Below are 21062 nucleotides of genomic sequence, written 5' to 3' on the forward strand. Positions count from 1 at the left end.
GGGTGCCGCTCTGGCCGTACCCAGCTTCAGCAGGCATGATTTCGCTGCGGGTGCCCGGCGGGGGCGCCGGACGGGAGCGACTGATGGCCGTAAAGCGGTTGGGGCCACTGCGCCGGTTCGTGGTGATCCTGGTCAAGTCGGTCATGACACCGATGACCAAGCGCACGTGGACCGGCCAGGAGCACATCCCGCGTACCGGCGGTGTGATCTTGGCGCCCAACCATCTCTCCCACGCCGATCCGCTGGTGATGGCGCACTTCGTCTACGACGCGCACCGGTGGCCGCGCTTCCTGGGCAAGGCCAGCGTGTTCAAGGTGCCGGTGATCGGCAAGCTGATCCTGCGGGTGCAGCAGATCCCGGTCGAGCGGGGCAGCGTCGACGCCGCGAAGTCGCTCGAGGCGCTCGTCGCCGCGATCAAAGACGGCGGCGCCGTGATCATCTACGCCGAGGGCACGACCACCCGCGAGCCCGACCTGTGGCCGATGCGGGGCAAGACCGGGGCGGCCCGGCTCGCGCTCGCCACCGGCGCACCGGTGATCCCGATCGCGCAGTGGGGCGCCCAGTCGTTCTACGACACCCGCACCAAGAAGGTGCGCGTCCGGCCCCGTACGCCGATCACGATCGCGGCCGGCCCGCCGGTCGACCTGTCCCGCTGGGCCGGCGCGGAGCCGACCCGGGCAACGCTCGACGAGATGACCGACGAGATCATGCTCCGCGTCCGCGACCTGCTCGCCGGCATCCGCGGCGAGGCGCCGCCGCCGCTGTGGGCGCCGGCGAAGGGAGAGAAGAAATGACGGCCGCCGCCGTGCTCGGCGCGGGTTCGTGGGGCACCGCGTTCGCGAAGGTGCTCGCCGACGCCGGCACGGACGTCACGATCTGGGCCCGCCGCGAGCCGGTGGCGGCGGCGATCCGGGAGTACGGGACGAACCCCGACTACCTTCCCGCCGTGCGGCTGCCCGAGCGGGTCACCGCCACCTCCGACGCGGAGCGGGCGATCGCCGGTGCCGACCTCGTCGTGCTGGCCGTGCCGTCGCAGACGCTGCGCGGCAACCTCGCCGACTGGGCCGCGTTCCTGGCGCCCGACGCGACGCTCGTCTCGCTCATGAAGGGCGTCGAGCTGGGCACCACCAAACGGATGAGCGAGGTGATCGTGGAGACCGCCGGCGTGCCCGCCGACCGGGTCGCCGTGGTCTCCGGGCCCAACCTGGCCGCCGAGATCGCCGCCGAGCAGCCGGCCGCCACCGTCGTCGCCTGCATCGACGGAGCCCGCGCCACGTTCGTGCAGCGCGCGGTGACCACGCCCTACTTCCGGCCGTACACCAACAAGGACGTGGTCGGCTGCGAGCTGGGCGGCGCGGTGAAGAACGTGATCGCCCTCGCTTACGGCATCGCCACCGCCATGCGCCTGGGTGACAACACCAAGGCGACGCTCATCACCCGCGGGCTGGCCGAGACCGCCCGCCTCGGTGTGGCGCTGGGGGCCGACCCGCTGACGTTCGCCGGGCTGGCCGGGCTGGGTGACCTGGTGGCCACCTGCTCGTCGCCGCTGTCCCGCAACCGCACGTTCGGCGAGCACCTGGGGCGGGGCGAGACGCTCGAGCAGGCGCAGGCCGCCACCCGGCAGACGGCCGAGGGCGTGAAGAGCTGCCTCGCGATCCGCGACCTGGCCCGTACGCACAACGTGGACATGCCCATCACCGAGCAGGTCGAGGCGGTGTGCCACGAGGGCGTCGACCCGCGCAGCGCGCTCATCGCGCTGATGAGCCGGGAGACGAAGCCGGAATGAGCTATGGCGACGGCACCCGCTCCGTCCACGCTGGACTGCCGGCGCCAGAGCCGGGGCAGCCGTTTCTGCCCGGTCCGGTCTTCGCCGCGCCGTACCACCTCGATCCGGCCACCGGGCCGGGCCCCAACGGGTACGGCCGGCCGGACAACCCGACCCGCCGGCACCTCGAAGCCGCGATCGGCGAGCTGGAGGGCGGCGAGGCACGGGCGTTCGCCAGCGGCCAGGCGGCCATCACGGCGGTGCTGATGACGGCTCTGCGGCCCGGTGACACGGTGCTGATGCCCGCCGACGGGTACTACGCGGTCCGCTCGTTCGCCGCCTCCACACTGGACGAGCTGGGCGTACACGTGTCCTATGTGCCCACCGCCGGCCCGTACCCGTCTTTCGAGGGCGTGCGGCTGCTGCTGCTGGAGACGCCCTCCAACCCCGGGCTCGACGTCTGCGACGTGGCGGAGCTCGCCGCGGCGGCCAGGGCGGCGGGCGCGCTCGTCGCCGTGGACAACACCACCGCCACCCCGCTCGGCCAGCGCCCGCTCGACCTGGGTGCGGACATCTCGGTCGCCTCCGGTACGAAGGCGCTGACCGGCCACTCAGACCTGCTGCTCGGCTACGTGGCCACCCGCGACGCCGGCCTGCTGGAGCGGATCACCACCTGGCGTACGCAGACCGGCGCGATCCCCGGTGCGTTCGACGCGTGGCTGGCCCACCGCTCGCTGGCCACATTGGACCTCCGCCTGGCCCGCCAGTCGGCCAACGCGGCGGGGATCGCGGTCGCGCTCGCCGCCCGGTCCGATGTAGAGCGGGTACGCTGGCCCGGCCTGCCGGACGACCCGTCCTATGTGGTCGCCGAGCGCCAGATGCGGCGGATCCCCGGGCTCGTCTCGGTCGACCTCGGCTCGGCGGAGCGGGCGGCCGCCTTCCTGAAGGCCTCGAAGCTCGTCTTCGCCGCCACGTCCTTCGGTGGCCTGCACACCAGCGCCGACCGCCGCGCTCAGTGGGGCGACGACACCCCGCCCGGCTTTCTGCGCGTCTCCTGCGGCGTCGAGGACACCGCCGACCTGGTGGCCGACATCACCGCCGCCCTCGACGCCGCCCACGGTGCCGCCTGACTGTCGCGTCAGCCAGCGTCAGGCGGCGCGGTCCATCGCGTCGAGCACGTGGGTGCGCAGGTCGTCGAGGCTGACGCCGGCGTCGGTGAGCACCATCGCGGCCAACCCTTCGCCCTCGCGGAGCAGGCCGAGCAGGATGTGCTCCGGGCCGATGTGCTTGTGCTTGAGGCGCAGGGCCTCGCGCAGCGACAGCTCCAGCACCTTCTTGGCGCGCGGGGTGAAAGGGATGTGGCCCGGGCTGGCCGCCGGCTGGGGCACCGCGCGGCGGAAGAGCCCGCGCCGCTGTGGTGGGGTGCTCGGCGGCGGCTCCAGCGCGCCCTCGCCGAAGGTCTCCTCCACCTTCTCCCGGACGGCGTCGAGGTCGATGCCGATCGCCCGCAGCGCCTCCGCGTCGAGCGGGCCGAGCTGGTCGCGCCGGGGCCCGATCGCGGACTCGACGTCGGCACGCACCTGCTCCGGGAAGACGCCCGCGTCGCGCAGGACCGTCGCGGCCATCCCGCTGCTCTCGGCGAGGAGGGCCAGCAGGATGTGCTCGGTGCCGATGTAGCGGTGGCGCAGCCCGCGCGCCTCCTCCTGGGCGCCCTTGACGACGCTCCGGGCCTGATCGGTGAACCGCTCGAACATCACGCCTCCCGTCGCGTGCCCACCGGCGCCCGGCCGGCGTGCTTCTTGTGGACCGCCTGCTTGGTCACGTCGAGCGCGCCGGCGATCTCCTGCCAGGACCAGCCCTGCCGCCGCGCGTTGTCGACCTGGAGCACCTCGAGGGTCTCCAGCAGGCGGCGAAGGGCCAGCACGGCGCGCAGGCCCACCCGGGGGTCGGCGCTGCCGGCCGCGGCGGCGAGCTCGGTTGCCTCACTCATGCCGTCAACCTACGTTGACGCGCCAGGTTTGTCAACCGCGGTTGACGCGCGGCCTGCGCCTCGTGGCGTGCGCCTGGGTTGGCGTGCAGCAAACTCACAGCTCATGCACAGGGCGTCGTAGCGCGAACTACCTACCCTTGTCGCATGAGGCGCCACCTGAAAGGCATGTTCTTCTCGATCCTGGCGGCCAAGCTCGGTCGCCTGCTCCACCGCCGTGGCCACTCCACGGCGGCCCGTTACCTGGAGCACGAGCTGCACCGCCGGGCCGGTCACGGCCACGCGCCCGGCTACGGCCATGGACACGGCCACTACGGCTATCACGGGCATTACCGCTCAAAGGGCGGATACGGCCACTACGGATACCACGGCCACTACCGCCCTAAGCGGAAGGGACGCCGCCGCTACTGGTGACCGTGGGGCTGCCGCTCTCCGGAGCACGCGGCCGGGGCGCCACGAGCCGTCCCGGCCAGGCGCGCTCCCGATAGCAGGCGTGCGCCGCCGCGAAGTCGAAAAGCCACTCCCGCTGGGCGTCGGTGTCGGGCACGTCGAGGCCGCGGGCGGAGGCGATCAGTCGTAGGGCGTGCGCCGGCTGGGCGCCGAGTGTGACGAGCGTCGCGCCGGCGAGCAGCGTCGCCCGGCCGATGCCCGCGAAGCAGTGGGTAACCACGAAGCGGCCGGCGCGCACGTGTGCCGCCAGCCGGATCGCCAGCTCGATCGCCGCGGGACCCGGCGCGGGCACGCCCCGGTCGGGGATCGGGAAGGGGACGAAGGCGATGCCGGCGGCCCGGGCCGCCTCCCGCTCCTGCGTGAGGGCGAGGCGGTCGGACTCTTCTGAGGTCAGGGCGGAGACCAGCACGTCGACGTCGGCCTCGACCAGCGCGGACATTTCGTCCGCCAGCCAGTCGCCACCGCGGGGGTGCGACATCGTCGCCAACCGCCCCGGTCCGTGCCACTCGATCACGTGGAGTGTCGGTCTCATCGACTCCTCGCTCCTTGAGCGCGAAAGCCGCCCACCCAGAGTAGGGTCACCCGCGTGAGCAGCCCACGGAAGACCCGCGTAGCCCTCGTCTTCGGCGGACGCAGCACCGAGCACGCCATCTCGTGCGTGAGCGCGGGCAGCATCATGGCCGCCCTCGACCCGGACGAGTTTGAGGTCATCCCGGTCGGGATCACCCGAGCCGGCCAGTGGGTGCTCACCGCCGGCGATCCGGCACGGCTGGCCATCGCCGACCGCCGGCTGCCGGAGATCACTCACGAGACCGGTAAGGCCGTGGTGCTCCCCGCCGATCCTACGGCTAATGGTCTCATGGTGCTCGATGCCGCCGCTGGCCCGCAGGCACTTACTGGTGTCGATGTCGTGTTTCCGGCACTCCATGGGGCGTACGGGGAGGACGGCACGATCCAGGGCATGTTGGAGATGGCCGGCATTCCGTACGTCGGGGCCAACGTCTTCGCCTCCGCCGCCGCCATGGACAAGGAGTTCACCAAGAAGCTCGCGGCCGCCGAGGGCATCCCGGTCGGGCCGTACACGGTGCTCCGCGCCGGCGTCTCACTCTCCGAGGAGGAGAAGGAGCGGCTCGGCCTCCCGGTCTTCGTCAAGCCGTCCCGCGCCGGCTCGTCGTACGGCATCTCCAAGGTCAGCGACTGGGCCGACCTCGACGCCGCGGTGACCGAGGCCCGCCAGATCGACCCCAAGGTGCTGGTCGAGGCGGCGATCGTGGGCCGCGAGATCGAGTGTGGCGTGCTGGAGGCGGAGACCGGCGGCGCACCCGAGGCGTCACTGCTCGCCGAGGTGCGGGTCGTCTCCGGTCACGAGTTCTACGACTTCGAGGCCAAGTACCTCGACGACTCCTGCGAGTACACGATCCCGGCGAGCCTGCCCGCGGACGTCACCCGGCGGGTCCAGGAGTACGCCTGCCGCACGTTCACCGCGCTCGACTGCGCCGGCCTGGCCCGGGTCGACTTCTTCGTCACGCCCGAGCTCGACGTCTACCTCAACGAGATCAACACCATGCCGGGCTTCACGCCGACCTCGATGTTTCCCCGCATGTGGGCGGAGACCGGGCTGGAGTACCCGAAGCTGGTCAGCCGCCTCATCCGCACCGCCCTCAACCGCGGCACCGGCCTGCACTAGCTCAAGGCCCGACCCAAGATTCGAGCTACCGCGGCGCCCGTCGTGGTCCATGCCGTTGCTCCCGCGGCCTCACAAACGGGGCAGCTCGACAAGCTGTGGACCTTTCGCCGTCAGGTTCGCGGCTCCGTCCACAGTGCTCTTCTTCGATTGCCGAGCCGCGCCGACGCCTCGGCCAACGACCATGGGGGCGTGCAGCGGCATGGACCAGGACGGACGTCGCGGTAGCTCAAATGGGCTGCACGAAGCGCGTGGGATCGGAGGGCTAAGGCTTGCAGCCGGTCGGGATCTTTTCCAGCGACCGCACCGTGGCGATCACCGTGTCGGAGAAGGCCGTCGTCCACTGCCCCGGCCCGTCGTACGCCCGCGGGACGGTCACCCGCACCGGCACCTCGCGGTCCACAGTGGTCCACTCGCTGGCGTCGGGCCGCTCGACCTGGTGCCAGCAGACCCGGTTGAGCTGGAAGACCTGGTCGGTCGGCGGATAGGTCGCCTTCGGGGCACCGCAGGAGACGGTGATGGCGGGGTCGCCGTAGGCGGCGTTCTGCTCGTGGCCGGCCGTCACCGGCCGCACGCGGAGGTCACGAACGGCGGTGGGCAGCTGGGAGACCAGCGCGCGGCAGACCACGGTGGCCCGCTCGGAAAGCTTCGGGGCGTCCATCGCGACCGGCGTGGTCGCCTGGGGTCGGGGCGGCGTGGCGCTCGGCTCGGCGGCCGTGCCGTCGTCGGGTCGGGTGGCGAGGATGGCGACCAGCGCCACGACCAGGGTGATGGGCACGGCCACCGCGGTCGCCCACAGTGCCGCCTGGCGGGTGGTGCGGTCCATCTATAAGTGCACCACCGAACAGGTGAGCGTACGTGTGATGCCGGGCACCATCTGCACCTTGCTGACGATCATCTTGCCGAGCTCGTCGACGGTGTGTGCCTCGGTGAGCACCACCACGTCATACGGCCCCGTGACAGCGTCCACCCGCACGACTCCGGAGACATCCTTGATCGCCGCGGCCACGTCACGCGCCCTTCCGACCTCGGTCTGGATGAGGATGTATGCCTGGACCACGATCCGCCTCCTCTCCGCCGCAGCCAGCGGCTCGACCGTGAAACTACCGTACGGAGCGGAACGGGATCGTCCGATGGTGCACGGGAGGTCGGAGTTGAGTGTGGCGAAGGCCGGTGAGTTCGGACTGATCGCCCGGGTCACCGCACGCCTGCCGGACGGGCCGGCCACCGTGTTGGGGCCTGGCGACGACGCGGCAGTCGTGAAGGCCGGCGACGGGCGGGTCGTCGCATCGACCGACGTGCTGGTGGAGGGGCGCCACTTCCGGCGTGACTGGTGCACGGCACAGGACGTGGGGCACCGCGCCGCCGGCGCCAACCTCGCCGACATCGCCGCGATGGGCGCCACGCCCACCGCGCTGCTCGTCGCGCTCTGCGTCCCGCCCAACCTGGACGCCCAGTGGGCCGAGGAGCTGGCCGACGGGCTGGGGGCGGAGGCCGCCGCCGTCGGGGCCGCCGTCGTGGGCGGGGACATGTCCGGCAGCCCCACGCTGACGATCGCGGTGACCGCGCTCGGCGACCTGGAGGGCCGGGCGCCGGTCGTTCGCACGGGCGCGCGGCCGGGAGACGTGGTCGCCATGGCCGGCAGGGTCGGGTACGCGGCCGCGGGTTACACGGTGCTGTCCCGCGGCTTCCGCACACCGAAGGTGCTCGTGGACGCGTACCGGCGGCCGGAGGTGCCCTACGACGCCGGCCCGGAGGCGGCCGAGCTCGGCGCCACCGCGATGATCGACGTGTCGGACGGGCTGCTGGCCGACCTCGGCCACGTGGCCAAGGGCAGCGGGGTGGCGGTCGACCTGCGGCGCGACGCGTTCGAGGTGCCCCGCCAGATGCGCGACGCGGCGTACGCGCTGGGCGTCGACCCGTACACCTGGGTGCTCGCGGGCGGCGAGGACCACGCGCTGGTGGCCACGTTCCCGGAGAGCGTGGCGCTGCCGCCGCGGTGGCGGCTGGTGGGCGTGGTGCGGGAAGGGGCGGGTGTGACGGTGGACGGCAAGCCGTTCAAGGGCCCGACCGGCTGGCAACATTTCTGACCGACTGGGGAACACGGCGTGGGCGGCGTGGCAAGTACGGGCATGACGACGCCGATATCCCCCGCGGCGATCGATCCTGCTGATCTCGCGGGGGTGTTCGACCGGTACGCCAGGGACCTGCTGCGCTACTGCACGCGCCGGGTGGGTGAGCAGGTCGCCGAGGACGTGGTGGCCGAGACCTTCCTCGTCGCGTACGAGCGGCGGGACCACTACGACCCCGCTCAGGGCGAGGTGCTGCCGTGGCTCTACGGCATCGCCACCAACCTGCTGCGCCGCCACCGCCGCACCGAGATCCGCGCGCTCCGGGCACTCGCCCAGGCGGACGGGGGATCGCGGGCGGCGGAGGGGCCGGCACAGCGCGCCACCGACCGGGTGGACGCCGAGCGGACGGTGGGGCGGCTCTCGGCGGTACTCGCGAAGCTGCCCAGGCGGCAGCGCGACGTGCTGATGCTCTACGCGGTGGCCGAGTTGGAGTACGCCGAGATCGCCGCCGCCCTGGAGATACCCCTCGGATCGGTCCAGTCGGCACTGCACCGCGCCCGCGCCAAGGTGCGGGCCGCCCTCGCCGAAGGAGACGCGCGATGAGCCGCGACGATTCAGACATCATCGCCGTGCGGGACCTCCCGCCCGGCCGGCCCGAGCCGACCGAGGAGTCGGTGAGCCGCACCTGGCACCACATCACGGCCGCCCGCCGCCCGGCACGGACGCGTGCCACCTCGCGGATCCTCGTCCCCGCGATGGCGGCGACCCTCGTCGCGGGCCTTGTGGTGGGCGGCGTCCTGGTGATGCGTCCGGGCGGCGGCGTGTTGGAGTTCGGTGCGCCGTCCGACGACAAGACCTCCGAGCCCAACCTCGCGCCCGCGCCGCCGCAGACGGTGGCCGTGCTCCACGCCCTCGCCGAGGCCGCCACCCACGGCCCGGCCGCCGTGAAGGTGCCTCCCGGGCAGTACATCTTCGTGCGCCACGACGGGTGGGCCGGGGCGTTCCGGGCGGCCGTCGAGGGCAACAGTGCGCCGCCGCAGGAGGGCGAGATCGAGCGGCAGATCCGCGAGATGTGGTTCGACCCGCGGGGCATGGTCACGATGTCCGTCACGGACGGCCAGGTCGACCTGGGCGCCGACCCCTCCGCCGAGCGTGGGGCCTTCGAGCGGGAGGGCCCCAGCCTGAACTGGTCGACGCCCGAGTGGCTGGCCAGCCTGCCCACCGACCCGGAGCGGCTCCGCACCAAGCTCCGCGAACTCACCGGCGACGGCGGCGCCTGGTCGACCGACCACGCGCTGTGGAGCACGCTGCAAGAGCTCTATCTGAGGGCTGACCTCGTGCTCGGCCCGGAGGTGCGTGCGGCGCTGCTACTGTCGTTCACCGGCCTGCGCGGCCTCACGTCCAGCGACGTGACGGTCGACGGCCGGCGGCTGGTGGCCGTGCGGCACACCGAGCGGGGCACCGGCGACGAGATCCTCTTCGACCCCGCGACAGGCCAGGCCGTGGGTCGCCGCACGGTCTCGCAGGACCCCGGCGTGACGGTCACCGCACCGGCGGACGCCCCCAAACTGGACCCGGGCGTGTTGTACCAGGCCACCTGGACCCAGAAAGTGGTCGCCGCGGTCGGCGCCCGCTGAGCCCGACCCCCGCGGGGCCCGATTGGCTCGTCGAGCGGGGGATCGGCTACCCTGGTCAGGTTGCCCGGACCGCATCCGTCGGCGACATCATGATCGACAATCCCAGGAGTGTTCCGTGGCTAGCGTGTGCGACGTCTGCGGCAAGGGGCCGGGCTTCGGCCACAACGTGCCGTGGTCCAAGAAGAAGACCAAGCGGCGCTGGAACCCCAACATCCAGAGCGTCCGCACGCCGGCTGGCGGCGGCACCACCCGCAAGATGCAGGTTTGCACGTCCTGCATCAAGGCGGGCAAGGTCGTGCGCGGCTGACGCCGCGCCCCTTTAGCGACGCTTTTTCCGTAGCCGCCGGATCGACGCGATCCGGCGGCTACGTCTGTCCCTACTCTCACCGCCGCCGAGTCGCGCCCGTCGTGCCGTTGCTCCCGCGGCCTCACCGTCCGCTGTTGGTCGCGGTTACCCCTCTCGCCTCCGGCAGGATCTGCGTGACGCCCCGAATCGAGGCGCCGTCACCGTGAGTGACCATCGGAACAACGCCTGGTGCGAGATCTTGGAAAGTTAGGGCGCTATTTCAACCTAAGTCTCCTAGATCTCAAAGCCCGACCCTGAGGCTGGTGACGCTGCGTCAGATTGTCGGGGTAGGGGGTCGCCCTGGCGAGCCGTCGGCCGGGAGCGGTGCCCGCGGGAGCATGCGGTCCATCGCCAACGCGGACCTGGGAAAACTTGACCGCGCATTGTGGGCAGGCTCGCCAACCCTGATCGCGCAAGCTTTCTAGACTCCGAAACCCAGGCGGCGGCAGGTCCCCGCAAAGAGGGCCGGCGGATACCGCGATGATCGTTAGCCCAAAACCCGCACTCTCCCCGGCGTGTCACACAGCTGTAGGGCTAACGATCACCGCGCCACCCCGGACGGTCTTGCGTGTTCGCGGCGCAACCACAAAGTGGCGCACCCGGGCCGTCGGGCCGAGAAATGGGTGAGCGTGACCAACAGCGGACGGGTGAGGCCGCGGGAGCAGCGGTCTGGACCACGGCGGACGTCGCGGTAGCTCAAGGCATTTGAATGTATGGCCGCCGACGACAGGCGGGCGGGAGATCGCGGCGGGTGTCGGTGGGCGACAGTAGGCTCATCGCGTGCTGGAGACGTTCGACGCGGAGGCGGTGCGCCGGTGGTGTGCGGCCGGGCTCGAGTCGTTGCGCCTGCACCAGCACGAGATCGACCAGCTCAATGTCTACCCCGTGCCCGACGGCGACACCGGCACCAACCTCGTGCTCACCGTCGCGTCGGCGCAGCGGGCGATCGCCGACGACGGGGTAGGCGGGGGTGACGACAGCGGCGGCGTGCTGCGGCTCATGTCGCGGGGCGCGCTGCTCGGTGCGCGGGGCAATTCGGGTGTGATCGTCTCGCAGCTGCTGCGCGGGATGGCCGACTCCCTCGCCGACGTGGGCGCCGTCCGGGGGCGGGCGCTCGCCGGCGCGCTGGGCGAGGCGGCCGCGGCGGCGCGGGCGGCCGTGGCCAGGCCGGTGGAGGGGACGATCCTGACTGTCGCCTCAGCGGCCGCGGCGGGGGCGACGGCCACCGGGTCGGACGATCTCGACGCGGTGGCGCGTTCGGCGGCGGGGGCGGCGGCCGCCGCGCTGGCCCGCACGCCCGAGCAGTTGCCGGCGTTGGCCCGCGCCGGTGTTGTCGACGCGGGTGGGCGCGGCCTCTGTGTGCTGCTCGACGCTCTTGTCGCGGTGGTCACCGGGCAGGAGGTGACGTCCGCGCCGGTCGCGCTCGGCCGCCCGGTCACCGCCACCCGCGAGACCGGATCTTCGGAGTACGGGTACGAGGTGCAGTACCTGCTCGAGGCCGGCTCCGCCGCGGTGGAGCGGTTGCGGGCGACGCTGGCGGTGCTGGGCGACTCGCTCGTCGTGGTGGGCGACGAGCCTGTGTGGAATGTGCATGTCCACGTCAACGACATCGGCGCCGCCATCGAGGCGGGTGTGGAGGCGGGGCGGCCACACCGGATCACGGTGACGCGTTTCGAAGACCAGGCGCCGGGTGCGGCGACCGCCGGGCCGACATCGCCGCCCCGCGACCCGGACGGCCGGGGTGCGGTGGTGGCCGCGGCCGGGTCGGGGCTTGTCGAGATCTTCGGGGGCGAGGGCGCGCGGGTGATCGGGGCCAACCCGTCGACGGCCGAGATCCTCGACGCCGTGCTCGCCACCGGGGCCGGGCGGGTGGTGGTGCTGCCCGACGATCCCGACACCCAGGCGGTCGCCGGTGCCGCGGCGCGCGAGGCGCAGGCGTTGGGGGTGCGGGTCAGCGTGGTGCCCACCCGTTCGCCGGTGCAGGCGCTGGCCGCGCTGGCCGTCCGCGACGCGGGCCGTGGGTTCGAAGACGACGTGATCGCGATGGCCGAGGCGGCGGGCGCCTGCCGATACGCGAAGGTCTGCTACGCCAGCCGCGAGGCGGTCACCATGGCCGGCCCCTGCCGCCCCGGCGACGTGCTGGCGCTGGTCGAAGACGAGGTGCACCTGATCGGCGCCGACCTGGCGCAGACCTGCCGCGACCTGCTCGACCGCATGCTCGGCGGGGGCGGCGAGCTCGCCACCCTGCTGCTGGGCTCCGACGCGCCGCCGGGCCTCGGTGACGGGCTGCGGGACCATCTGGCCCAGCGATGGCCGTTTGTGGAGGTGCAGGTGTACGACGGCGGCCAGCCCACCTATCCGCTCCTAGTAGGCATCGAATGACCGATGTGGACACGCCGCTCACCAAGGTGCTCGGCGGCAATACGGCCAAGGCCCTCGCCACCCACCTCGACCTGCACACCGCGGGCGACCTGCTCTACCACTTCCCCCGGCGATACGACGAGCGGGGCGACCACACCGACATGCGTTCGCTCGAGGTGGGCGAAGACGTCACGGTGATGGCGCAGGTGCGGGTCTCCAACAAGCGCAAGATCCGAAACGGCTCCGACGAGATGCTCGAGGTGACCGTCGGCGACGACATGGGTGGCCAGCTGATGCTCACCTACTTCGGGCGCCGCCAGACGTGGCGGGAGAGGGAGCTGCGACCGGGGCGGTGGGGGCTCTTCGCCGGCAAGGTGACCGAGTTTCGGGGCAAGCGCCAGCTCAACAGCCCGCAGTACGTCCTGCTGTCCGACGAGGGCGAGGCGTCGGAGGAGATCGAGGAGTTCGCGGGCGCGCTGATCCCGGTCTACCCCGCGGCGGCGAAGGTTCCTACGTGGACGATCGCGCGGTGCGTCCGCGTCGTGCTCGACGCGGCCACGATGCCGGAGGATCCGCTGCCGGGCGGCGTGCGCGCCCACGGCGGCCTCGTCGACCTCGCCACGGCGCTGCGTGAGATCCACCGGCCGTCGTCCAAAGAGGACCTCTACCGGGCCCGGCGGCGGCTCAAGTGGGACGAGGCGTTCGCGGTGCAGCTGACGCTCGTGCAGCGCAAGCACCGCGCCGCCTCCTGGCCGGCCCGGCCCCGCCGGCAGAGGGAGGGCGGCCTGCTCGCGGCGTTCGACGCCACCCTGCCCTACGAGCTGACCGACGGGCAGCGCACGGTCGGCGGTGAGATCGCCCGCGACCTCGCCACCGCACACCCGATGCACCGCCTGCTCCAGGGCGAGGTGGGCTCCGGTAAGACGCTCGTGGCCGTGCGCGCGATGCTCCAGGTGGTCGACGCCGGCGGTCAGGCCGCGATGCTGGCGCCGACCGAGGTGCTCGCCGCGCAGCACTACCGGGGGATCGCCGAGCTGCTCGGGCCGCTCGGCCGCGCCGGCGAGCTCGACTCGGCCGACGGCGCCACCCGCGTCGCGCTCGTCACCGGCTCGCTGGGCGCGGCGGCCCGGCGGCGGGCGCTGGAGGAGATCGCGACCGGCCAGGCGGGCATCGTGGTGGGCACGCACGCCCTGCTGTACGAAGGGGTCGACTTCGCCGACCTCGGCCTGGTGGTCGTCGACGAGCAGCACCGGTTCGGCGTGGAGCAGCGTGACGCGCTGCGGGCCAAGGGCGAGCAGCCGCCGCACGTGCTCGTCATGACGGCCACGCCGATCCCGCGCACGGTGGCGATGACCGTCTACGGCGACCTCGAGGTGTCCACGCTGTCGCAGCTGCCGCGGGGCCGCTCGCCGATCGCGTCGCACGTGGTGCCGGCCGCCGACAAGCCGGCGTTCCTGGAGCGCGCGTGGCAGCGGATCCGCGAGGAGGTCGCGGCCGGCCACCAGGCGTACGTGGTGTGTCCCCGCATCGGCGACACGTCGTCCGACGAAGACGCCCCAGTGGAGACGGACGACAACGGCAAGCGGCCGCCCGTGGCGGTGCTCGACGTCGCGCCGCTGCTGTCCGACGGGCCGCTGCACGGGCTGCGCCTGGGCGTGCTGCACGGCAAGCTGCCCGCCGACGAGAAAGACACGGTGATGCGGGCGTTCGCGGGCGGCAAGATCGACGTGCTGGTCGCCACCACCGTGGTCGAGGTCGGCGTCAACGTCCCCAACGCGACAGTCATGGTGGTGCTCGACGCCGAGCGTTTCGGCGTCTCCCAGCTGCACCAGCTCCGCGGCCGCGTGGGTCGGGGCTCCGCGCCCGGCCTGTGCCTGCTGGTGACCGAGGCGCCGGAGGGCACGCCCGCCCGCGAGCGCCTCGACGCGGTGGCCTCCACGACCGACGGGTTCCGGCTCGCCGAGATCGATCTGGAGCAGCGGCGCGAGGGCGACGTGCTCGGCGCCACCCAGTCGGGGCGCCGCTCACACCTGCGGCTGCTGTCGCTGCTGCACGACACCAAGCTCATCAACGAGGCCCGGATGGAGGCCATCTCGCTCGTGGAGGAGGATCCCGAGCTCGAGCGCCATCCCGCGCTGGCCGCCTCGGTGGCCGCGCTCGTCGACGAGGAGCGCGCGGAGTACCTGGAGAAGGGCTGACCCACGGCAAGGCCCGCGACGGGTGCGGCCCGCGACGACCGGGGGGTGTCGTCGCGGGCCGCGGAGGGGGTGAAACGGATACTGCTTAGGCGGTAAACCTCATGCGCCGCCGGCGAGCCATGAAGAAGAGCACCGCGCCGAGGGACAGCAGCACGAGCGCGCCGCCCGCGATGCCACCCGCCGCGACACCGGTCACCGGCAGCTCGGGCTCGTCACCGCCGCCACCGCCACCGCCGCAGGACTCCTCGGGCTCCCAGGCGAACGGCTCGCCTTCGACACCCTCGCTCGACGGCGTTACGGTGAGCCCTTCCGAACCGGGGAACGTCACGGTCTTGACCTCACCCGGCGCCACGGTGACCGTCTGAGCGTCACCGGTGCTGGGGGTGAAGGTCGCGGTGAACGGCGCGCCGTCCTTCGGGTTGGTGATCTCGAAGATGAGCTCGTCGCAGGTCGACGCGTAGGCCAGGGTCGGCAGCGCGCAGTCTTCCGGCCGCTCCCAGCTGTACGGCTTACCCACGGGCTCGCCGCTCTCGGTCACGGTGATCTTGCCCGCGTTGGCGGCGGGGACGATGACCTGCTCCTCGCCCTCGGCGACGGTCTTCTCCACCTTGAAGCCGTTTTCGCCGGTCACCACGAACTCGGCCGGCTTGGTGGCATCCGCGCCGTTGATGAGCGTCACGGTGACCCCGGTGCAGCTCGACGCGAACTTGGCGTCGGGGTTCGCCTTCGGCTTGGTGCAGGTGCCGCCGAACTCGACGGTGCCGCTCCGGGTGGCGTCGATCTCTTTCTTGTGTCCGTTGTGCTCGCGGACCCAGCGCATCGACACGGTCAGCTCGGCCTTGGTCTGGTCGCCGGGCACCACGTGCACGCCGAGGGCCTTGCCGCCGGGGGCCACCTCCGTGCCGACGGCGACGCCGGCCACCTTGGTGTCGGCGGGTGTCACTTCGAGCGCGGTGACGGTGCCGGGGATGTCGGTCTCGCTGTTTCCGACGGACCACTTGACGATCCAGGTGCCCGCCGACGTGCAGATGGCCTCGCCGGTGACGGTGGGGTGGTGAGCGCTGGCTGGGGAGGACACGGCGACGGCCGTCATGAGGCCGATAACGGCCGCTCCGACGACGGCGATAGATCGCCGCAGCTTGCTACGGTTCACGCGAACTCCTGAAACAAAGGGGGGTTCTCAGGTCGCGGCCCGGGGCTCAGGCAGGGCAACAGCCGGTCGCGGCCATCTCAGCCGCGGCCCGTCCGACGCCTCCCCAGGTCGTCGTGCCGGCGAGGACGCTGCCGACACAGCGCACGACCTTAGCGGTTCCTGAAGTAACGCAGAGGAATTGAAGCCGAACTAAGAATCCCGTTGTGAACTCGTAATCTTCGATGGCCGGAGTGAAGCGGGGCGATACCTGTGTGTAGTGGAGTGACTGGTGTGACTTGGCCGCCGCGTAGCGTAGCGTCACTCCCATGACCCGCATCGTGGCCGGCACCCTCGGCGGCCGCCGGATCGCGGCGCCCGTCGGCGACCGCACGCGTCCCACCTCCGATCGGGTGCGCGAGGCGCTCTTCAGTTCGCTGGAGTCGATGGTCGACCTGGAGGGAGCGCGGGTCGCCGACCTCTACGCCGGCTCCGGCGCGGTCGGCCTCGAGGCGCTCTCCCGGGGCGCCTCGCACGTGCTGCTGGTGGAATCCGACGCGCGGGTGGCCCGGGTCGTCCGGCAAAACATCGCGGCGCTCGGCGTCGGCCCCGCCGCCCGGCTGGTCACGGCCAAGGTGAGCGGCGCACTGGCCGACGGGCCGGAGGGGGGTGCCTACGACGTGGTCTTCGCCGACCCGCCGTACGCGGCACCCGACGAGGAGCTCACCGCCGTGCAGGCCGCGCTCGTCGACGGCGGCTGGCTGGCCCCGGAGGCCGTGGTCGTGATCGAGCGCTCCACTCGCTCCGGGGTCTTGACCTGGGTGAAAGGAATCACCGCCGAGCACAGCCGACGATATGGGGAGACAACGCTTTGGTACGGTCGCCGATCGTGAGACGTGCGGTGTGTCCCGGCTCTTTCGACCCGGTGACCAACGGGCACCTGGACATCGTGGGCCGGGCCAGCCGGCTCTTCGACGAGGTCATCGTCGGTGTGTTGATCAACCAGGCGAAGACCGGCCTCTTCACCGAGGACGAGCGCATAGACATGCTGCGCGAGGTCACCAAGGGGTACGACAACGTGCGGGTCCTGTCGTTCCGGGGCCTGCTCGTCGACTTCTGCCGCGCGCAGGACGCGGCCGTGGTGGTCAAAGGCCTGCGCGCGGTGAGCGACTTCGACTACGAGCTCCAGATGGCGCAGATGAACATCGGGCTCGCCGGCGTCGAGACCCTCTTCATGCCGACCAACCCGCTGTACTCGTTCATCTCGTCGAGCCTCATCAAGGAGGTCGCGAAGTGGGGCGGCGACGTGTCGGCGCATGTGCCGGACGTGGTGGCGGTACACCTGACCGAGCGCCTGGCGTCGTAACCACGACGCGCCCGGCGGACAACCGGTGGGCGTACCCTGCGCCCCGGGGCCGCATCATGAGGTGAGCACCCGCATCATGTGAAGGTCGGCTGTGGAACGACAGGAGTGAGGCGCAGGTGGACCCGCTCGACCGCATCGACGAGATCATCGCGATCGTGGAGGCCGCCCGGTCGGTCCCCATGTCGCGCACCAACTGCATGGTCGACCGCAGTGAGATGATCAACGCCCTCGACCAGCTCCGCGCCGAGCTCCCCAGCGAGCTGCGGCGGGCCACGGCTCTGCTTGACGAGCGTGACAAGATCATCGACGCGGGTCGCCGCGAGGCCGACCGGATCATCGGCGAGGGTGAGGCCGAGCACGCCCGTCTCGTGTCGGTCAACGAGATCACCGTCTCCGCCGAGCACGAGGGCGCCCGGATCGTCGGCGAGGCCCGCGCGGAGGCCCAGCGGCTGCGCGCGGAGGTCGACGACTACGTCGACACCGCGCTGGCCAACTTCGAGCAGTTCCTCACCCGGGCGCTCGCCTCGATCGAGCGGGGCCGCGACAAGATGCACGCGCTCCGCGAGATCGGCACCTTCACCGGCGAGGAAAACGAGCGGCCACTGCCGTTTTGATACTGAGATCGGCCTCAGGTACCGTAGACCGTCGGCCTCCTACCAGGCCGGAGTCTCATGATGCCCAATCACGCGCAGATCCACCTCGACCCCAGGTCGCCGCTGGTCCTCGACACGAGGGAGCTCCCACGCCGGCCTGGTGCGATGCGTACGGTCACGCGGGTGGTGCCGGCACCGGCAGACCTCGGGCTGGAGCTGATCCGGGTGCCCGAAGGCGCCGATCTCACCCTCGACCTGAGGATGGAGTCGGTCTCCGAGGGCGTGCTCGTCTCCGGCACCGCGTCCGCCCCCGTGGCGGGCGAGTGCGGCCGGTGCCTGCGCCCGATCAGCGACACGGTGGCCGTCACGATCCAGGAGCTGTATGCCTACGAGCACAGCACCACGGACGAGACGGCCGACGAAGACGAGGTCGGCCGGCTACAGGGAGACCTGATCGACCTGGAGCCGGTGCTGCGGGACGCGGTGGTGCTCGCACTGCCGGTCACCCCGCTGTGCCGAGAAGACTGTCCAGGGCTGTGCCCCGAGTGCGGGGTCCACTGGGACGAGCTGCCGGCTGGCCACAGCCACGAGCAGGTCGACCCCCGGTGGGCGGCTCTGACTCAACTGCACCAGAAAGAGGAGTAAGAACCGTGGCGGTCCCCAAGCGGAAGATGTCGCGCAGTAACACCCGGTCGCGCCGGGCGCAGTGGAAGGCCACGGCGGTGGCGACGGTGGCGTGCCCGCAGTGCCGCTCGCCGAAGCTCCCGCACGCGGCGTGCACTGTCTGCGGCACGTACAACGGCCGTCAGATCATCGAGGTCTGACGCTCAGCCGCGCGTGACAGACCCGACCACGGGTCGGGAAGCACAGGCACCGGGGCAGGCTGGCCTTCCCCTTGAGCCTGGCATCGCGCGGATCGCCGTTGACCTCCTCGGCGGGGACGGGGCACCCGCCGTCGTGGTTGACGGCGCTCTGCGGGCATGCGACGCCGATCCCGACCTCCACCTCCTGCTCGTCGGCCCACCTGAAGTGGCCGGCGAGCTGGTTGGCGCGCTCTCACCGGCAGACCGCGGCCGGGTCGCCGTGCGCCCGGTGCGGGCGGTGGTCGGCATGGCCGACGCGCCCACCGGCGCCAAGCGCCCGGACACCACCGTCCGCGCGGCCGTCGCCGCTGTGGCGGAGGGCAGCGCCGACGCGGTCGTCTCGGCCGGGGCCAGCGGCGCGACCGTCACCGCCGCCGTGCTCGGCCTCGGCCGCTGGGCCGGGGTACGCCGCCCGGCGCTGGTCGCCACCCTTCCGGCCGAGGCCGGTCCCGTGGTGCTGCTCGACGTGGGTGCCTCCGTCGAGGCGCGCCCCGGCACGCTGGCCCGCCACGCCGCGCTCGGCGCCGCGTACGCCGCCACCGTCCACCAGGTGAAGCGTCCCCGCGTCGGCCTGCTGTCGATCGGCACCGAGCCGGGCAAGGGAGACCGGGTCCGGCGCGCCGCCGACCCGTTCATCGCCGCGCAGACCCTGCCCTCCGAGGCCCGCTACATCGGGCTCGTCGAGGGCTACGAAGCGTCGCTCGGTGAGCGCGCCGACGTGATCGTCGCCGATGGGTTCACCGGTAACGTGCTGCTCAAGGGCATCGAGGGCACGTACATCAGATGTCGCCCGGACCGGATCGAGGCGCCGCCGCGGGCGGCGGCGCTGGTCGGGGTCGGCGGCGTCGTCATCGTCTGCCATGGCGCCGCGACTGGGGCGGACGTCGCCTCGGGCATCGCACTCGCCGCACATCTGCACCGCCGCGCCGCGGCCACCGAGATCGCCACGCTGCTAGGGGTGAGTCATGGATAAGCGCAAGCGGCCGCCGGCCGACCACCTGGAGACGGCGTTCGGCGTCGCCTTCGACGCGGAGCTGCTGGAACGGGCGCTGACCCACCGTTCCTTCGCGTACGAGAACGGGGGCCTGCCGACCAACGAGCGGTTGGAGTTCCTCGGCGACTCGGTGCTGGGTGTGGTGATCACGACCGCGCTCTTCCACAACCACCCCGACCTGCCCGAGGGCCAGCTCGCCAAGCTCCGCGCCAGCGTGGTCAACATGCGCGCGCTCGCCGACGTGGCACGCGGGCTGGGCCCGAGCGGCCTCGGGCCGTACCTGCTGCTCGGCAAGGGCGAGGAGACCACGGGCGGCCGCGACAAGGCGAGCATCCTCGCCGATACGCTGGAGGCGCTGCTCGGCGCGATCTACCTCCAGTACGGCCTGGACATCGCCGCCGAGGTGATCCACCGCCTGTTCGACCCGCTGATGGCCGAGTCGGCCGGCCGCGGCGCGGGCCTCGACTGGAAGACGAGCCTCCAGGAGCTCACCGCCTCGCTCGGGTTGGGCGTGCCGGAGTATCGGATCGACGAGGCCGGCCCCGACCACGCCAAGACCTTCACGGCGTGGGTGGTCGTGGCCGGCGACCGCTACGGCGGGGCCGAGGGACGCAGCAAGAAGGAGGCCGAGCAGCGGGCGGCCGAGGCGGCCTACCGCACGCTGTCCGCCAAGTTCGGCGAGGCGGTCGGAGGGGACAATGCCGGAGCTTCCTGAGGTCGAGACCGTCCGACAGGGCCTGGCCAAGTGGGTGACGGGGAGGCGGATCGCGTCGGTGGAGGTGCGCCACCCGCGGGCCATCCGCCGCCACCTGCCCGGCGCCGACCACTTCGCCGCGGTACTTTCCGGCCACACGGTGGTCGACGTGTGCCGCCGCGGCAAGTACCTGTGGCTCCCCCTCGACTCGGGCGACGCGATCATCGGCCACCTCGGCATGTCCGGCCAGCTGCTCTTCCAGCCCGACGACGCGCCCGACGAGGCACACCTGCGGATCCGCTTCCGCTTCGACGACGACGGCCCGGAGCTGCGCTTCGTCGACCAGCGCACGTTTGGCGGCCTGTCGGTCTCGCCCGGCGGCGCCGAGCTGCCCGCGGAGATCGCGCACATCGCCCGCGACCCGATGGACCCGCTCTTCTCCGACGCCGACTTCGTGACCAACCTGCGCCGCAAGCACACCGAGGTCAAGCGCGCCCTGCTCGACCAGACCCTGATCTCCGGCGTCGGCAACATCTACGCCGACGAGGCACTGTGGCGCGCCAAACTGCACGGCGTCCGCCCCACCGACGCCATCACCAAGCCGGCGGTCGCGCGGCTGCTCGGCCACGTCCGCGAGGTGCTCTCCGAGGCGCTGGTCGCGGGCGGCACGAGCTTCGACGCGCTCTACGTCAACGTCAACGGGGAGAGCGGCTACTTCGACCGCTCGCTCAACGTCTACGGCCGCGAGGGCGAGCCCTGCAACCGCTGCGGCGCACCCATCCGCCGCGAGCCCTTCATGAACCGCTCCTCCTTCAGCTGCCCCCGCTGCCAACCCCGCCCCCGCCGCCCGATCAGAGCCACCCCTTAGAAGGCGTGGGCTACCGCGACGTCCGCGGTGGTCCGGACCGCTGCTCCCGCGGCCT

24 protein-coding genes and 1 pseudogene are annotated in these 21062 nt (G+C 72.2%); 19 read left to right on the forward strand and 6 right to left on the reverse strand.

Annotated features, from left to right (window positions below; translation table 11 throughout):
• Positions 1-83 precede the first annotated feature (83 nt).
• From AC5L36_RS20340 to AC5L36_RS20350, 3 genes are read left to right on the forward strand one after another with little or no spacing between them, the layout of a single operon-like run.
• Entirely contained in the window at positions 84-794 is a 711-nt protein-coding gene (locus tag AC5L36_RS20340; RefSeq protein ID WP_441215417.1) for a lysophospholipid acyltransferase family protein, read from the forward strand.
• The gene (locus AC5L36_RS20345) at positions 791-1786 is read left to right on the forward strand and encodes an NAD(P)H-dependent glycerol-3-phosphate dehydrogenase (protein ID WP_441215216.1); all 996 of its coding nucleotides are present in this window, start codon (positions 791-793) and stop codon (positions 1784-1786) included. Before AC5L36_RS20340 ends, AC5L36_RS20345 begins: the two co-directional genes overlap by 4 nt.
• Positions 1783-2895 (forward strand): cystathionine gamma-lyase, encoded by a 1113-nt coding sequence (locus AC5L36_RS20350; protein WP_441215217.1) that lies wholly within the window; start codon positions 1783-1785, stop codon positions 2893-2895. The genes AC5L36_RS20345 and AC5L36_RS20350 overlap by 4 nt, the downstream gene beginning before the upstream one ends.
• A gap of 33 nt (positions 2896-2928) precedes the next feature.
• Here the strand turns inward: AC5L36_RS20350 and AC5L36_RS20355 are convergent.
• Positions 2929-3519, reverse strand: a pseudogene (locus AC5L36_RS20355) (Clp protease N-terminal domain-containing protein); the annotation flags it as partial.
• The gene (locus AC5L36_RS20360) at positions 3519-3755 is read right to left on the reverse strand and encodes a helix-turn-helix domain-containing protein (protein WP_441215218.1); all 237 of its coding nucleotides are present in this window, start codon (positions 3753-3755) and stop codon (positions 3519-3521) included. The gene AC5L36_RS20360 and the pseudogene AC5L36_RS20355, both read right to left, overlap by 1 nt.
• Before the next feature lie 144 nt (positions 3756-3899).
• Between AC5L36_RS20360 and AC5L36_RS20365 the strand changes: the two genes are divergently transcribed.
• Positions 3900-4166, forward strand: a complete 267-nt coding sequence (locus AC5L36_RS20365; protein WP_441215219.1) for a hypothetical protein — start codon at positions 3900-3902, stop codon at positions 4164-4166.
• Here the strand turns inward: AC5L36_RS20365 and AC5L36_RS20370 are convergent.
• Positions 4135-4734, reverse strand: a complete 600-nt coding sequence (locus tag AC5L36_RS20370) for a protein-tyrosine phosphatase family protein (protein ID WP_441215220.1) — start codon at positions 4732-4734, stop codon at positions 4135-4137. The genes AC5L36_RS20365 and AC5L36_RS20370 overlap by 32 nt on opposite strands.
• 54 nt (positions 4735-4788) lie before the next feature.
• Between AC5L36_RS20370 and AC5L36_RS20375 the strand changes: the two genes are divergently transcribed.
• The gene (locus AC5L36_RS20375; protein ID WP_441215221.1) at positions 4789-5889 is read left to right on the forward strand and encodes a D-alanine--D-alanine ligase family protein; all 1101 of its coding nucleotides are present in this window, start codon (positions 4789-4791) and stop codon (positions 5887-5889) included.
• A 262-nt stretch (positions 5890-6151) separates the two neighbouring features.
• On the opposite strand, the gene AC5L36_RS20380 is transcribed toward AC5L36_RS20375, so the two are convergent.
• Both AC5L36_RS20380 and AC5L36_RS20385 read right to left on the reverse strand, forming a co-directional pair.
• The gene (locus tag AC5L36_RS20380) at positions 6152-6712 is read right to left on the reverse strand and encodes a DUF3515 family protein (RefSeq protein ID WP_441215222.1); all 561 of its coding nucleotides are present in this window, start codon (positions 6710-6712) and stop codon (positions 6152-6154) included.
• Entirely contained in the window at positions 6713-6946 is a 234-nt protein-coding gene (locus AC5L36_RS20385) for an Lrp/AsnC ligand binding domain-containing protein (protein WP_173056002.1), read from the reverse strand.
• A 73-nt stretch (positions 6947-7019) separates the two neighbouring features.
• On the opposite strand from AC5L36_RS20385, the gene AC5L36_RS20390 reads away from it, so the two are divergent.
• From AC5L36_RS20390 to recG, 6 genes are all read left to right on the forward strand, one after another.
• Positions 7020-7976, forward strand: coding sequence for a thiamine-phosphate kinase (locus AC5L36_RS20390; protein ID WP_441215223.1), 957 nt, complete (start codon positions 7020-7022; stop codon positions 7974-7976).
• A gap of 42 nt (positions 7977-8018) precedes the next feature.
• A complete protein-coding gene (locus AC5L36_RS20395; protein WP_441215224.1) occupies positions 8019-8561 on the forward strand; it encodes an RNA polymerase sigma factor in 543 nt (180 codons plus the stop codon).
• Complete coding sequence (locus AC5L36_RS20400; RefSeq protein ID WP_441215225.1) at positions 8558-9595, forward strand: CU044_5270 family protein; 1038 nt, start codon at positions 8558-8560, stop codon at positions 9593-9595. Before AC5L36_RS20395 ends, AC5L36_RS20400 begins: the two co-directional genes overlap by 4 nt.
• 115 nt (positions 9596-9710) lie before the next feature.
• Positions 9711-9902, forward strand: coding sequence for a 50S ribosomal protein L28 (gene rpmB, locus AC5L36_RS20405; RefSeq protein WP_441215226.1), 192 nt, complete (start codon positions 9711-9713; stop codon positions 9900-9902).
• A gap of 819 nt (positions 9903-10721) precedes the next feature.
• Positions 10722-12323: a DAK2 domain-containing protein gene (locus AC5L36_RS20410; RefSeq protein ID WP_441215227.1), complete on the forward strand. Its 1602-nt coding sequence runs from the start codon at positions 10722-10724 to the stop codon at positions 12321-12323.
• Positions 12320-14500, forward strand: a complete 2181-nt coding sequence (recG, locus tag AC5L36_RS20415; protein WP_441215228.1) for an ATP-dependent DNA helicase RecG — start codon at positions 12320-12322, stop codon at positions 14498-14500. Before AC5L36_RS20410 ends, recG begins: the two co-directional genes overlap by 4 nt.
• 85 nt (positions 14501-14585) lie before the next feature.
• On the opposite strand, the gene AC5L36_RS20420 is transcribed toward recG, so the two are convergent.
• The gene (locus AC5L36_RS20420) at positions 14586-15653 is read right to left on the reverse strand and encodes a cell wall anchor protein (protein ID WP_441215229.1); all 1068 of its coding nucleotides are present in this window, start codon (positions 15651-15653) and stop codon (positions 14586-14588) included.
• Positions 15654-15958: 305 nt separating this feature from the next.
• Here AC5L36_RS20420 and rsmD point away from each other — a divergent pair, with 305 nt between their 5' ends.
• The 8 genes from rsmD to mutM all read left to right on the forward strand — a co-directional run bounded on the left by rsmD (position 15959) and on the right by mutM (position 21007).
• Positions 15959-16522, forward strand: coding sequence for a 16S rRNA (guanine(966)-N(2))-methyltransferase RsmD (gene rsmD / locus AC5L36_RS20425; RefSeq protein WP_441215230.1), 564 nt, complete (start codon positions 15959-15961; stop codon positions 16520-16522).
• A complete protein-coding gene (gene coaD / locus AC5L36_RS20430) occupies positions 16519-16995 on the forward strand; it encodes a pantetheine-phosphate adenylyltransferase (protein ID WP_441215231.1) in 477 nt (158 codons plus the stop codon). The genes rsmD and coaD overlap by 4 nt, the downstream gene beginning before the upstream one ends.
• A gap of 116 nt (positions 16996-17111) precedes the next feature.
• Positions 17112-17609 carry a hypothetical protein gene (locus AC5L36_RS20435; protein ID WP_441215232.1) on the forward strand — a complete coding sequence of 166 codons (498 nt, stop codon included), beginning with the start codon at positions 17112-17114 and terminating at the stop codon, positions 17607-17609.
• A 60-nt stretch (positions 17610-17669) separates the two neighbouring features.
• Positions 17670-18233 (forward strand): YceD family protein, encoded by a 564-nt coding sequence (locus tag AC5L36_RS20440; protein WP_441215418.1) that lies wholly within the window; start codon positions 17670-17672, stop codon positions 18231-18233.
• A gap of 5 nt (positions 18234-18238) precedes the next feature.
• Positions 18239-18412, forward strand: a complete 174-nt coding sequence (gene rpmF / locus AC5L36_RS20445; protein ID WP_441215233.1) for a 50S ribosomal protein L32 — start codon at positions 18239-18241, stop codon at positions 18410-18412.
• Between the two features lie 13 nt (positions 18413-18425).
• Positions 18426-19424 carry a phosphate acyltransferase PlsX gene (locus AC5L36_RS20450; RefSeq protein WP_441215234.1) on the forward strand — a complete coding sequence of 333 codons (999 nt, stop codon included), beginning with the start codon at positions 18426-18428 and terminating at the stop codon, positions 19422-19424.
• Positions 19417-20160: a ribonuclease III gene (gene rnc / locus AC5L36_RS20455; RefSeq protein ID WP_441215235.1), complete on the forward strand. Its 744-nt coding sequence runs from the start codon at positions 19417-19419 to the stop codon at positions 20158-20160. Before AC5L36_RS20450 ends, rnc begins: the two co-directional genes overlap by 8 nt.
• Entirely contained in the window at positions 20144-21007 is an 864-nt protein-coding gene (gene mutM / locus AC5L36_RS20460) for a bifunctional DNA-formamidopyrimidine glycosylase/DNA-(apurinic or apyrimidinic site) lyase (protein ID WP_441215236.1), read from the forward strand. The genes rnc and mutM overlap by 17 nt, the downstream gene beginning before the upstream one ends.
• Positions 21008-21062 lie beyond the last annotated feature (55 nt).

The sequence above is a fragment of the Phytohabitans sp. LZ39 genome (assembly GCF_059359075.1).